This window comes from Microbacterium sp. zg-Y1090 (genome assembly GCF_030246945.1).
Classification (GTDB): Bacteria; Actinomycetota; Actinomycetes; order Actinomycetales; family Microbacteriaceae; genus Microbacterium; species Microbacterium wangruii.
Map to the genome: position 1 here is coordinate 2,663,044 of NZ_CP126742.1, position 13,411 is coordinate 2,676,454.

General features: G+C 70.3%; 8 protein-coding genes. 2 read left to right on the forward strand and 6 right to left on the reverse strand.

What is annotated here, in order from left to right; translation table 11 throughout:
- Positions 1–40 precede the first annotated feature (40 nt).
- The 6 genes from QNO26_RS12540 to QNO26_RS12565 all read right to left on the reverse strand — a co-directional run bounded on the left by QNO26_RS12540 (position 41) and on the right by QNO26_RS12565 (position 10,190).
- On the reverse strand, positions 41–5,632 hold the full coding sequence (locus QNO26_RS12540; RefSeq protein ID WP_285181645.1) for a PKD domain-containing protein: 5,592 nt from the start codon (positions 5,630–5,632) through the stop codon (positions 41–43).
- Between the two features lie 201 nt (positions 5,633–5,833).
- The gene (locus QNO26_RS12545) at positions 5,834–6,514 is read right to left on the reverse strand and encodes a translocation/assembly module TamB domain-containing protein (RefSeq protein ID WP_257534054.1); all 681 of its coding nucleotides are present in this window, start codon (positions 6,512–6,514) and stop codon (positions 5,834–5,836) included.
- A gap of 47 nt (positions 6,515–6,561) precedes the next feature.
- A complete protein-coding gene (locus QNO26_RS12550; RefSeq protein WP_257638772.1) occupies positions 6,562–7,491 on the reverse strand; it encodes a glycosyltransferase family 2 protein in 930 nt (309 codons plus the stop codon).
- Positions 7,481–8,218, reverse strand: coding sequence for a CDP-alcohol phosphatidyltransferase family protein (locus tag QNO26_RS12555; RefSeq protein ID WP_257534056.1), 738 nt, complete (start codon positions 8,216–8,218; stop codon positions 7,481–7,483). The genes QNO26_RS12550 and QNO26_RS12555 overlap by 11 nt, the downstream gene beginning before the upstream one ends.
- Entirely contained in the window at positions 8,215–9,228 is a 1,014-nt protein-coding gene (locus QNO26_RS12560) for a glycosyltransferase family 2 protein (RefSeq protein ID WP_285181649.1), read from the reverse strand. Before QNO26_RS12560 ends, QNO26_RS12555 begins: the two co-directional genes overlap by 4 nt.
- Positions 9,225–10,190, reverse strand: coding sequence for a glycosyltransferase family 2 protein (locus QNO26_RS12565; protein WP_257534058.1), 966 nt, complete (start codon positions 10,188–10,190; stop codon positions 9,225–9,227). Before QNO26_RS12565 ends, QNO26_RS12560 begins: the two co-directional genes overlap by 4 nt.
- A gap of 222 nt (positions 10,191–10,412) precedes the next feature.
- Between QNO26_RS12565 and QNO26_RS12570 the strand changes: the two genes are divergently transcribed.
- Complete coding sequence (locus QNO26_RS12570; RefSeq protein WP_257638771.1) at positions 10,413–12,635, forward strand: glycosyltransferase; 2,223 nt, start codon at positions 10,413–10,415, stop codon at positions 12,633–12,635.
- Positions 12,628–13,323, forward strand: coding sequence for an arsenate reductase/protein-tyrosine-phosphatase family protein (locus QNO26_RS12575; protein WP_285181651.1), 696 nt, complete (start codon positions 12,628–12,630; stop codon positions 13,321–13,323). The genes QNO26_RS12570 and QNO26_RS12575 overlap by 8 nt, the downstream gene beginning before the upstream one ends.
- Positions 13,324–13,411 lie beyond the last annotated feature (88 nt).

The window sequence follows — 13,411 nt, forward strand, 5'->3', positions numbered from 1 at the left end:
CCCGGGCGTGTGAGTGGAAACTGCGAAGTGGAGACGCTCATCACGGCAGGGCGTTGACCTGGAGGTTGTCGAAGGTGAGGGTGACCGGCACCCGGGTGGCGGCGTTCGGAACGAAAGCGTAAACCCCGACGGAACCAGGCGCCTGCAGTCCGGCGACGTTGTTGGTGCGCTCGACCTGCCAGCCCGGCTCGGGCGTGCCGTCCTTCCACACCTTCGCCGAGATCGTGGTGACCCCCGCGGCGGTCTTCGTGTCGACCCGGAACAGATACTTCGCACCAGGCTCGATCACGACACCCGTCTCGACCGCCGCACCCACCGCGGTGCTTCCGCCCCGCAGCACGTTCAGCCGAGCACTGCCGTCGGCCGCCGTGCGGATGCGCACCATGTACTGGTCGTCTCCCACCCGACGCGCGATCAACCCGATGTACATCGCGTCGTTGATCTTGTCGACAGCGAACTCCCCCGTGAACGACGTCGATGTGCTGTCGATGACCGCGCTGTCGACATTGACCGTCGACGACCCCGGCATCGTGATCCGACCCACGCCATCAGCGACCGCGAACCGGTTCGCCCCCGTACGCAGCGTCCACGCGCCTCCGACGTCCGCCGAACCCCAACCCGACGCCACCGTGCGACCGAACGCATCCGCGAACAGCTGACCCGCCGGCGGCTCCACCGGAGCCGCCACCGTCACCTCAGCCGTCGTCGTCGCCGCCGCGCCGCCGTTGTCGGTCACCGTCAACCGCACCGTGTACGTCCCCGCCGCAGCGAACGCGTGCGACGCCGTCGCCCCGGCACCCGTGCCGCCGTCACCGAAGTCCCACGCATACGACGCGATCGACCCATCAGCATCCGACGAACCCGAACCATCCACCGACACCGACAACCCCGACACCGCCGACGTGAACACCGCCACCGGCGCCACATTCGCGGGCGGGTCGACGGGAGGATCGACCGGCGGAACCACGACGGAATCCGGATTCACGACCTGGAGGTTGTCGAAGGTGAGGGTGACGGGCACCCGGGTGGCGGCGTTCGGAACGAAAGCGTAAACCCCGACGGAACCAGGCGCCTGCAGTCCGGCGACGTTGTTGGTGCGCTCGACCTGCCAGCCCGGCTCGGGCGTGCCGTCCTTCCACACCTTCGCCGAGATCGTGGTGACCCCCGCGGCGGTCTTCGTGTCGACCCGGAACAGATACTTCGCACCAGGCTCGATCACGACACCCGTCTCGACCGCCGCACCCACCGCGGTGCTTCCGCCCCGCAGCACGTTCAGCCGAGCACTGCCGTCGGCCGCCGTGCGGATGCGCACCATGTACTGGTCGTCTCCCACCCGACGCGCGATCAACCCGATGTACATCGCGTCGTTGATCTTGTCGACAGCGAACTCCCCCGTGAACGACGTCGATGTGCTGTCGATGACCGCGCTGTCGACATTGACCGTCGACGACCCCGGCATCGTGATCCGACCCACGCCATCAGCGACCGCGAACCGGTTCGCCCCCGTACGCAGCGTCCACGCGCCTCCGACGTCCGCCGAACCCCAACCCGACGCCACCGTGCGACCGAACGCATCCGCGAACAGCTGACCCGCCGGCGGCTCCACCGGAGCCGCCACCGTCACCTCAGCCGTCGTCGTCGCCGCCGCGCCGCCGTTGTCGGTCACCGTCAACCGCACCGTGTACGTCCCCGCCGCAGCGAACGCGTGCGACGCCGTCGCCCCGGCACCCGTGCCGCCGTCACCGAAGTCCCACGCATACGACGCGATCGACCCATCAGCATCCGACGAACCCGAACCATCCACCGACACCGACAACCCCGACACCGCCGACGTGAACACCGCCACCGGCGCCACATTCGCGGGCAGCGTCGTGTCGACCCCCCGCGTGGTGGTGGCGGTCGCACCACGGTTGTCCGTGACCGTCAGGGTGACGGTATACGGCCCGGGGACGCCATAGCGGTGCGTGGCAGTCGCACCGGTGCCCGTGCTGCCGTCACCGAAGTTCCACGCGTACGACACGATCGTGCCGTCGGGGTCGCTGGACGCAGCCGCATCCACCGAGATGTCCTGTCCCTCCTTGCGCAGGGTGAAGCTGGCCGTCGGCGCCTGGTTCGGCGCGACCAGCTCGACGACCTGGGTCACGCTGTGCGTGGCGCCGTCGTCGTCGGTGACGGTGAGTGTGATGCCCTTGCCGCCGGCCGACGCATACAGATGGGTGGCGGTGGGGCCGGTGGCCGTCGTGCCGTCACCGAAGTCCCATGTGTACGAGGCGATCGTGCCGTCGCTGTCGCTCGAAGAGGCGGCGTCGACACTGACCCGGAGGTCGTCGGCTGCAACCGTGAACCGCGCCGTCGGCGCGACGTTCGGCGGCTCGACCACCACCTGCTGGGTGGTTGTCGCGGTCGCGCCGTCATCGTCGGTCACCGTCAGCCGCACCGTATAGGTGCCACCCGTCGCGTAGGTGTGCGTCGCGAGCGCCTCAGCCGACACGCCTCCATCGCCGAACTCCCACGCGTAGGTCGCGATGCGGCCGTCGCTGTCGGTCGAGGGTGCGGCATCGGCCGTGATCGTCAGCCCGTCGACGGCGACGGCGAAGGCCGCCACGGGGGCCTGGTTCGGGATCGGCGCACCCGAGCCCACCGCGTGGTGCGCGGCGACCTCGTCGGCCGTGAGCACACGCGTGTACATCGCCGCCTCGTCGAAGCTGCCGATGAGATTCTGCGAGCTGGAGCCCCACGTGGTGCCACCGCCGACGCGCCAGTAGCCGGAGTAGGACTGCGCCTGAGTCTGCGGGTTGGTCCCCCGCAGCGTGCCATCGACGTACAGTCGCATCCCGTCGGGGCCCTGCGTGGCGACGACGTGGTGCCACTGCCCGTCATTGAGCGCGGCCTGAGTGACGACCGTGTTCTCCTGCCCCGTCCATGCTCCGAACACCAGGCGTCCGTCATCGCGCATGAAGACGTGGCGGTCGTGGTTGCTCGAGTTGCCCGACTGGGTGTCGGCGAAGCCGAAGAGCTTGCCACCCTCCGACGTCGTGGTCTTGAACCATGTCTCGACGCTGTACACCGTAGGGGCGGGCCCGCTCGCGGTCGTGTAGGCGTTGCCGCCGTTCGTGTTCGAGCACCCCATCTCCCACCACTGACAGGTGCGCTTGTTGAAGGAGATGCCCCGGGTCGATTCTCCGAGGGCACCGGCAGCGCCACGCGTGTAGTCACCGGCAAGTGCCCCCGGGTTCTCCTGCACGCCCGAGTCGACGACCGTCGCACCCGATGTTTCGTCGAACCTCCAGTAGAAGTCGGGATCGGACTTGTAGATGAGTGATCCGTAGGCGTCACGGGGTTCGGCGGGCAGGTCGAGTACGCCACCGGCGGCCTCGAAGTGGCCGCGGATCTGCGTGGTCGACAGGGGCGCCGCGTAGATCGCGACGTCGTCGATCAGCCCGTTGAAGTTGTCGGAGCTCGGACGGTTCGTCCACCCGTTGAGGTTGTCACCGCCGACGCGCCAGTAGCCCTGGTAGTCCTGCCCACCGGTGACGTCGGCACGCTGCGCGACCCGCTTGCCGTCGACGAACAGCTTCATGCCGTCGGAGCCGAGCGAGGCCACCACATGGTGCCACCGGCCGTCGTTGTACGACGCCGTGCTGTTGACGGTGCGCACACCCCCGGGGTGGGCACCGAACCAGAGGCGGCCGGCGTCGTCCATGTAGACCTGCCGGTCGTAGCTGCTCGACAGCCCGGTGTTCGCATTGCCGAAGCCGACGATCTTGCCGCCACGGGTGCTGGTGGTCTTGATCCACGTCTCGATGGTGAAGCTGTTCGGTCCCGTGGCGCTCTGGGCGGCACCGCCGAACCCGTTGACGAACGCCGTGGCGGTGTTGGCGTCACCTTCGATCGCTCCCGCAGCACTGCGGGTGTACTCGCCGCTCAGAGCGAGGTCGTTGGTGCCACTCCAGTCGAAGGCCGTCGCGCCGGCCGCCTCGTTCAGACGCCAGTAGTTGAGAGCGTCGTCACCGAGCACAGCGTCGACGTACGCAGACGGCGCTTCGTTGGAGACGGTGACACTGACCCACGGCGACTTGACGACGTTGCCGCTCGGATCGGTGACGGTCACCCGGTAGCGGTGGCTGGCACCCGGCTGCAGCCCGGCGTCGCTCACCACCTCGCCGGTCGGCTGCCAGAAGGTCGCGGCGATGGTCTTCTCGCTGATGGGTGCCGACGTCTCGTTGTCGCGGTAGACGCGGTAGGTCAGCGACAGGTCGTCGCGGTCCCAGTTCGTCTGATAGCGCAGACGAACCTTGCCGGACTCGTAGGAGGTCACCGACGGCGTCCAGCTCTCACCGGACAGGCGCGGGCCCTGCTTGTTCGGCGCGAGCGACCGCACCGCGAAGCGCACGAGGCCCTGCTGCCGGGTGCCGTTGACGCTGGGGAACTCTCCGCCGTAGATGACGTAGTCGTCGTTTCCGGTGACCGTCCAGACCGCCTGGTTCTGCCCGGTGAACGTTCCGGGAGGCGTCAGCGGGTACCAGTTGAGGATCTCGGGCCGCGGCGTGCCCGGGTGGTCGGGGTAGCCGTAGATGTCGGGCGTGTTGACGCCCCGCGCGTCGGTCGTCCAGGCGGTGGCGTGGTTGAAGCTCCACGGGTTGGTCTGCGGAAAGCCCCCGCTGTTGCCGCAGTAGTGCTTGTGGCTGGCTGAGTAGGCGATGTCGCGCACGATCGCGATGTCGTAGGTGTCGCCGTGGCAGTCCTCGATCCAGGCAAGCGAGCCGTCGGCCCAGTTGCCGGCGAAGGAGCCCTCGAGCGTGCCGGCGCTGCCGTAGTGCCACCCGACGCCATAGAACTTGGTGCCGTCGGTGGCCAGCGACATGATGCCGGAGCCCTCACCGGCGTTGCGGATGCGCGTGTTCACTCCGAGAGGAAGTCCCGCGCCGGTCGCACCATCGGCGCGGAAGATACCGAAGCCGGGATTGCCTGACCCGCCGACCGAGCGGAAATTGCCGGAGAAGACCACCTGCGAACCGGTGGCGTCGGCCACGATGCTCTGCACCTGGCCCTCGTCCACCGGCACCGAGAACGGCAGCACGGCGGTGCCCGCGGCATTCAGCTTGGCCACGCGGTTGCGCGGCTGCGATCCGACCGCGGTGAAGTAGCCGGCCACGTACACGCCGTCGGCGGTCGGGTACACGGCCTTGCCGATGTTGTTCAGGCTGAGCGTGTTGGCCGTCAGATTGCCGCTGGGCAGGTCGAGCACGGCGAAGCGCGAACGTGCCTGCCCGTTCACCTGCGAGAACGACCCGGTGACGTAGAGCTTCTTGCCGTCGGGCGACGCGGCGAGCTCGTTGACACGGTTGTTGAAGGTCGGCGCGAACGAGGCGATCAGCTGCCCCGTCGTCAGGTCGTAGGCGACGATGTTGGTGCGCTTGGTGAGGTTCTGCCCCACCGCGGCGCCCGCCGGTCGCACGTTCTCGAACTGGCCCGCCGCGTACACCGTGTTGCCGACGATCGTCTGCGTCCACACCACGCCGTTGTCGATCTGCAGCGTCGGCAGGGCGTCAGCCGACACCGTCTCGGGCAGAGGTGGCACCGCTGCGGCGGTCGGTGGCGGCACCTCCTCCGCCAGCGCCGTGGACGGCACGGCCAGAAGGCCGGCGATGACGACGGCTCCAGTGATTACGGACGCAAGGACACGACGGCCCCGAGTGTGCAGCGACACAGCGACTTCCCCCAAGTAAGCGCCGATTCCGCTTCTTCCCCAAGAAGCCGACGCGATTGACCCACCCCCAGTGGGATCGGGCACAGCATATGGGCCGGATCGGCCCGCCCGCAAGAGCGGGTTTCAGCTCAGTGAGCCTTCGAAGGCCACGATGGGCTCGGTCACGACGAGGTCGACCTCCACACGCACGCGCCCGCGCTGGTCTTCGGGTACTTCGAAGACGAACGTTCCCGAGGCCTTCTCCCCCGGTGCGACCGACCGCGGGAAGGGCGACCCCTCCGGCAACGACACCGGGCTCGCCTGCAGCAGGTCGTCGCCGTAGTAGACCGTGACGACGGTCGTCGTCAGGTCGATCGCGGCGTCGGTGTCGTTCGCGATCTCCGCGGTCACGCGCAGCGCGGGCCCACTGATCTCGCCGGGCAGCTTCGCCTCGCCCGTGACGGACTCGATCCCTGTGACCGAGGCGGTGACGCCGTCGGTGACGACCGCCGTCTCGTCGAAGGCGACCGGCTCGGCCGGGCCGCGGTCGGGTGCGGCACCGTCCGCGCCGTCCCCCGGCGTGGCATCGGGGGTCGCGGCCTGCGGCGTCGCGGCATCCGGTGTCGCCGAATCCGGTGCCGGCGTGGTCGTCGGCGTGGACGCCGCGGGCTGCGCCGTGTCATCGGTCCCCGAGTTCACGGCGACGGCGATGCCGACCACGGCACCCACGACGATCACCGCCAGCGCCGCCCACAGCCAGCCTCGCCGATTCGGCGCCGCGCGCTGCGCGCCGTCGTCCGCCGTCGTCTCACGGTCCCCATTCATCGCCGTCTCCCCCCGGTTACGCGATACCCCGCCATGACTGTACTCCGTCAGCGACCCGGCACGTGCCCGGCCGCGATCCGCCGGCCGTCTCGGATGCCGCGCACGGCTGCCCGCCAGGGGGCCGCCGACTGCACCAGCTGCCGCCGGCCGCCCCGCAGCAGGATCTCCTTCGCCGACGACAGCATGCCCGAGCGCCACCGGCGCACGCCGGCGTCGTCGAGGTGCTTGGCCGCGAACAGCATGCGGTTGCGGATGTTGTAGTAGTAGTACAGCTCGGACTTGGCGTGACCGCGGCGGCTTCTGTCGGTCTGCGTGCCGCCTTCGTCATGCACCGCGACGGCGTCGTCGACGACGACCAACTCGCCGCCGGCCCGCTGCGCCCGGCGCGAGAAGTCGACGTCTTCCCAGTACAGGAAGTAGCTCTCGTCGAAGCCTCCGGCGGCATCCCACAGCTCCACGGGAACCCACAGGCAGGCGCCGGTCAGCCACTCCCACCGGTCGTCGCCCGGGTGGACCGGCCGCTTCGCGCGACCACGGGTCACACCGTCGGAGAGATACACGTCGGCTCCGGCGAACCAGGTCGCGCCCGTGCTGGTGACGATGCGCGGCGCGCAGAGCGCCCGGTGGGCGGGGTCGCGCGCACGCAGCCGTGCGACGCAGCCCTCGCGCAGCACCGCGTCGGGGTTCAGCAGCACCAGATCCTGCGCCCCGTGCTCCCGCGCACGGGCGACTCCCGCGTTGACCCCGCCGCCGAACCCCAGGTTGGTGTCGGGTTCCACCAGCTGCCAGGCATGGTCGGCGGCGAGCCGACGCACCCTCTCGCGTTCCGCAGACGTCGAGACGTTGTCGACGACGACCACGATGTCGGCTGCGGCGGCGCGCTGCGAGGTGACGAGGTTCTGCGCCAGCAGGTCGCTGGAGCCGTAGTTCACCACGACGATCGCCAGCGGCCGCGGTGCCGCGGACTCAGCCGACATCGCGCATCTCGCGGAACCACTTGACCGCCGCGGCGACCAGGAACAGGGCGTTGGCGGCGAACAGCAGACCGTACGCGACGAGGAACACCGGCGGCGCGCCCCACAGCACGAACACCAGGCAGACCATGCCGAAGTCGGTCGGCAGCAGCATCATCGAGCGCGCGAAGGTGCCGCCGCCGCGCGAGTGCGTGGACGGCACGCCGCGGGCACCCTTGAGCAGGTCGTTGAGCAGCATGCCGAAGAACGTCGTGGTGGCGACGGCCGAGAATCCGAGCGGGATGAGCAGGGATGCCGCCGGCAGCTCGGGCGCGAACCGGTAGAGGCCGATGGCCACCGCCAGATGCAGCGAGGAGATCTTCAGCGCGTCGACGAAGTGGTCGAGCCACTCCCCGGCGATGCTGCCACCGCCGCGCAACCGGGCGACCTGCCCGTCGGCGGAGTCCCATGCGTACCCGAGCACGAGCAGTGCGGCGACGACGAGACCGAGCCACCAGCTGACCGGTGCGAGGGCGAGCAGCGCGATCGCGGCGAAGGTGTGCACGGCGCTCACGGCGGTGACCTGGTTGGGCGTCAGGCCCAGACCGTACGCCACCGCGGCGAGCACACGACCGAGCTTGCGGTTGACGTACACGGAGTACGCGGGTGCTCCCCGGGCATGGCCTTTCTGCGCCGAGCGCAGTCGGGTGAGCGTCGCCGCGAATGAGCGATCGGTCAGTTCCGTGGTCACGTCATCTCCTCCTGGCGCTGCCGCGCGGCGGTTGCCGCACGTGCGCCGTAATACGCATGATCCCGGCCGGCCAGACCGTCGATCCCTCCCAGACCGCGCGCCAGGTCGCGACGCCCGACCGCATCCGCGCCCTGGGACCGACTGACCGTCGCCGCGGCGATCCTGATCGTTCCGGATCCCATTCGCGCCAGCGCGGCGGCGAGCGCACGCGCCCGAACACCGACCCTGCGCCCGCGCGAGTCCTCGGCGAGCGCCAGGGACACTCGTACGCCTGCTGCCGCCATGCCGCGGGTGCGGTGCAGGGCGTGCTGACGACTCTGACGGTGGGCGGGCAGATGGTCCAGCACCCCGGCGTCCCTGCACCAGACCATGCGCGCACCCCTCGCGCGCAGTTGCGACGTGAAGAGACTGTCCTCCCCGCCACTGCGACCGAAGCGCTCATCGAACCGCACCCGAGACTGCCTGACGAAGCTCATGTCGAGCAGCAGGTTGTTCGACGCCGCCGCGCTGATGGCGTCGCCGGTCTGCAGGTGAGTGCGATGTGCACGCGCGAAGAACCCGCCCGCGACGACCCAAGGGTCCAGCACGCCGTCGACCACAGTGCGCACGGGTCCTGCGACCACATCGGCATCGTGGTCACGTCGCGTGCGCAGCAGAGCGGCGAGCCACCCCGGGTCGGCCGGCGTCTCGTCGTCATCGATGAACACGACGACGTCGCAGTCGCGTGCCTCGTCGAGCGCCCTGTTGCGCACGGCTGCGACGCCGGGCGTGGCCTCGCGCAGGTATCGCAGCGGCAACTCGGTGCGCACGATGACATCGGCGGCACTGCCCGCCGGGTCGTTGTCGACCACGACGACCGACACCTCGCGGCACAGCGCTTCGTCGATCGCGGTCGCCGTCACAGCAGGCAAGGACGCCAGCAGCCGCGCCAGATCTTCGGGACGCCGGTAGGTCGGAATGCAGATGGCCACCGAGCCGGCGGGCCTAGGGACTTCGTGAGAGGACGTCATCTTCCTGTCGCCACCCGGATCTTCATCAGCACCCATCTCGGGTGAAGGGCCGTCGCTGCGGTGATGTTCACCACGAACGAGGCGAGGCGCCGGTCGAGCCACGCGAGCCCGGCCAGGCGGTAGTGCAGAGCTCCTCGGTCCTTGCGATACCAGCGCCAGCGCGTGCGCCGGTCGGGTGCGTTGTTCTCGCTCCAGGTGGCGAAGTCATCGACGTCAGCCCGGGCGAGCTGCTGACGGTTGCGGTAGACGATGTAGCGCGTCATCATCCGCTGCTCGGATATGTGGGCGAACGAACTGGATGAATTGTGGATGCGGTAGAGCACGTGCGGTTCGGTGATCGTGCGCACCTCCCAGCCGGCGTCGTAGACGAGCCGGTTGATGATCTCGAGGTCCTGGGCGTAATCGAACGTCGGGTCGTAGAGCCCGGCCGCCACGACGGCATCGCGCCGATAGGTGATCGCGGGGTGCGGCACCAGAATCTCGCGCCCCGCCGCACGCATCCGAGCGAATTCCTCCCGATTCTTGGGCCCGGCCGAGACGCGGCCGGCGATGCGGCCGCTCATGCCGAGGTATCGCCCTTCGCTGGACACCGCACCCAGCGCGGCATCCTCACGCAGTTCGTGCACTTGCGCGGCGAACCTTCCCGGCAGGACGAGGTCGTCATGCTCTGCGACTGCGATGTACTCGGGGCACCCGGGGTGGGTGATGCCGGCGTTCAGCGCACGGGAGACCCCCTGCGGTTCGTCGTGCCGCAACACCGTGATGCGCGTGTCGCGCTCGGCGGCCTGCTGCACGAGCCGCTCGCTTCCGTCGGTCGACCCGTCGTCGACGACCACCACCTCGCCGTCGTCCGGCAGGTCCGCCAGCACGCTGCGCAGCGCTTCCGCGAAGAACGCGGCGGCGTTGTGGACCGGCATGACGACGCGCAGCGAAACGCCGCCCAGACCGCTCTCATCAGGCATGTGTCCCCCTCACACGAAGCCCTTGCGCAGCGACGATTCCCCTTCGTCGCTGCATCCCCTGCAGGCCAGTATGCCCCGTCGCGGCAAGATCTGCCCCTAGTATGCGTGTGGGGGATGCGGCATCACGGGGAGATGCCGCACGATTTCACCACGACGGGGGTACGTGTGGATTTCGCGACGGCTGTGGGGGCCGAAAGCATGGCGCCGCGGCGCCGAGTGCTGATGAGCGCGTACGCGTGCGGGCCGGATGCCGGCCCTGAGGCGAGCGCCGGCTGGGAGTTCGCGCGCGCCGCCGCGCGCACCTGCGACGTGTGGGTCATCACCCGGCCGCGCTTCGAAGCGGGCGTCACCGAGGCGCTGCGAGCCGAACCCGATCTGGCCGAGCACCTGCACATGGTCTATTACGACCCGTCGGCGCGGGTGGTGCGGATGAAGCGGCGCGCGTGGGATCTGTACTGGTTCTACCCGCTGTGGCAGCGAGGGCTCGGCCGGGTGGCGCAGGCTCTGCATGCCGAGGTCGGCTTCGACGTGGCGCATCACGTGACATTCGCGAACGACTGGATGCCGGCGGGCGTGCGCGCGCTGCGGGATGTGCCGTTCGTGTGGGGTCCCGTCGGCGGATCGAGTTCACTGCCGATCGCACGACTCGCTCGCTGGCTGGGAGTGCGTGGCGTGGTCACCGAGCTTGTCCGCACCGCCGTGACCCGGCCGCTGCGCGCCGTGGGAGGCGATCCGACCGGGCGTCGGGCTGCCCTCGTGGTGGCGCAGAACCCGCAGGTCGCCGAGCATTTCGCGCGCCTGGGGGCGACGACCGTGGTCGAGCCCAATGCCACTCTCGACGACCTGCCGCCCCGGGCCGCACAGCTCGAGCAACGCACCGCCGTGTTCGCCGGCCGCCTGTTGGCGTGGAAGGGCGCTGCCCTGGCGATCGATGCCCTCGCGCATCCGCTGCTGGCCGGGTGGCGGCTGCATGTCTACGGCTCGGGCTACGACCTCGGCAGGCTGCGGCGCCGCGCGCGCCGACAGGGCGTGGCCGATCGGGTCGAGTTCCGCGGCCACGCGCCGCGCGCTGACCTGCTCGCGGCGATCGCCCGCGCCGAGGTGTTCCTGTTCCCCTCGATGCACGACCAGGCCGGCTGGGTGGTGGCGGAGGCGACCTCGATGGGGTGTCCGGTGGTGTGCCTGCCGCTGGGTGGGCCCCCGGTGCTCGCCCAGCCCAACGCCCACGTCGCCGCGTTGTCGGGGGACATCGTGCGCAACGTCGCCGTGCAGGTGCGGCAGGCGGCGGCGCAGGGCGGTGTGGCAACCGACCGGTGGTCGATCGACCGGCTGCCCGGAGTGGTGGCGGGCTGGTACGCGGCTGTCGCTGAGCGGGCCGCGGCATCCGCCCCGGCCGCTGCCCCCGGCGAGCGCCCGCCGCTGGTGGTGCTCGAGTCCTTCAGCATCCCGAAGCCCACGACCAACCCGTACATCACGCAGCTGTACCGGTCGCTGTCGCAGCGCGTCGACGTCGAGGTGATCCCATTCGACTACCGCTCCGCCCTGTGGGGCCGGTACGACGTCGCGCACCTGCACTGGCCGGAGTTGATGATGGGCGGACACCGCTGGATCGGCCGCGCGGCTCGGCGCACCCTGACAGCGGCGGTCATCGTGCGCTGGCGGCTGACCCGCACGCCGGTCGTTCGCACGATGCACAACCTCGAGCGGCCGACGAACATCGACCGCATCGACAACTGGCTGCTCGACCGGATCGACGCGCTGACCGCTCTGGACATCCGGCTGAACGAGCGCACGCCGCAGCGCAGCGCCGTGCCGGGCACGGTGATCCCGCACGGCCACTACCGCGACTGGTTCGGTCCCCTTCGCGCCGGCGCCGAGACCGAGCCGGTGTCGGGACGCATCGTCTACGCCGGCCTCGTCCGTCGCTACAAAGGAGTCGAAGACCTCGTCGCCGCGTTCACCGGCTGGGATGATCCGTCGGTGTCGCTGCACATCGCCGGCAAGCCCTCGACCGCCGATCTGGCGGAGGGACTGCGCGCGTCGGCGCAGGGCGATGCGCGCGTGAGCTTCGACCTGCGCTTTCTCGAGGAGCCCGAGCTGGTGCAGACCATCACATCGGCCGAACTCGTGGTGCTGCCGTACCGCCACATGCACAACAGCGGCACCGCGCTGGCGGCCCTGTCCCTGGGGCGGCCGGTGCTGGTGCCCGACAACGATGTGAACCGCGACCTGGCGAGGGAAGTCGGCCCCGGATGGGTGCACCTCTTCTCGGGCGCGCTCACCACCGACGTGCTGGCGCAGACGCTGCGGGCCGCGCAGCAGCAGCGCGGCCGGCCCGACCTGTCGGCGCGCGAATGGCCCGAGAGCGCCCGCGCCCACGTCGAGGCCTTCCACCGCGCTCACCGCGCGCATCGCGGCGAGCGGCAGGAGCTCGCCGTTGGCTGAGTTCCCGGCGCCGTCGGGCGCACCCGCTCGCGTCGCATCGCCGCAGGAGTCGGCCCTGCCGGGAAGTTCCGCCGCCCTCGAGATCGTCACCGTCTGCACCGGCAACATCTGCCGCTCCCCGCTCGCGGAATTGCTGTTGCGTCGGCGCCTCGGCGATCTCGGCGTCGCGGTGCACAGCGTCGGCACCCGTGGGCTCGTCGGCACGCCGTTGACCGAGCAGACCCGCAAGCTGGCAGTCGCCCGCGGCGTGCCTGCCGCGCAGGCCGCCGCCCACCGGGGGCGGTGGCTCGAACAGCATCACCTCGTCACCCCCCAGCTCGTTCTGGCGATGGCGCGCGAGCACCGACGGGCGGTGGTGGAGCTGGTGCCCGCCCGCCTGCGCTCCACGTTCACGGTGCGCGAGTTCGCCCGGCTGGCCGCAACGCTCCGCGACGCCGAGCTGACCGCGGCCGTCGAGGCGACGGGACCGGATGCCGCGGCGCGCCTGCGCGCCGTCGTCGCTCTGGTAGCGGGGCAGCGTGGCGTCGCTCACCCCCCGGCCGAGCCGTCGGACGACGATGTCGTCGACCCTTACCGGCGCTCGTGGCGCACCTATCAACGATCCGTGGCGCAGTTGGAACCCGCGCTCGACGAGGTGGTGCGGGTGGTGCGGGTGGCTGTGCCGCGGCACGCCCCGGTCGCGGACTGACGCAACCCGTCGCCATCTTCTCCGCAGAAGCTCTGCGTCGCCTGCGGCGCGTTCCGCCATGCCGGCGTCGTCGGCATCTGGCACAATC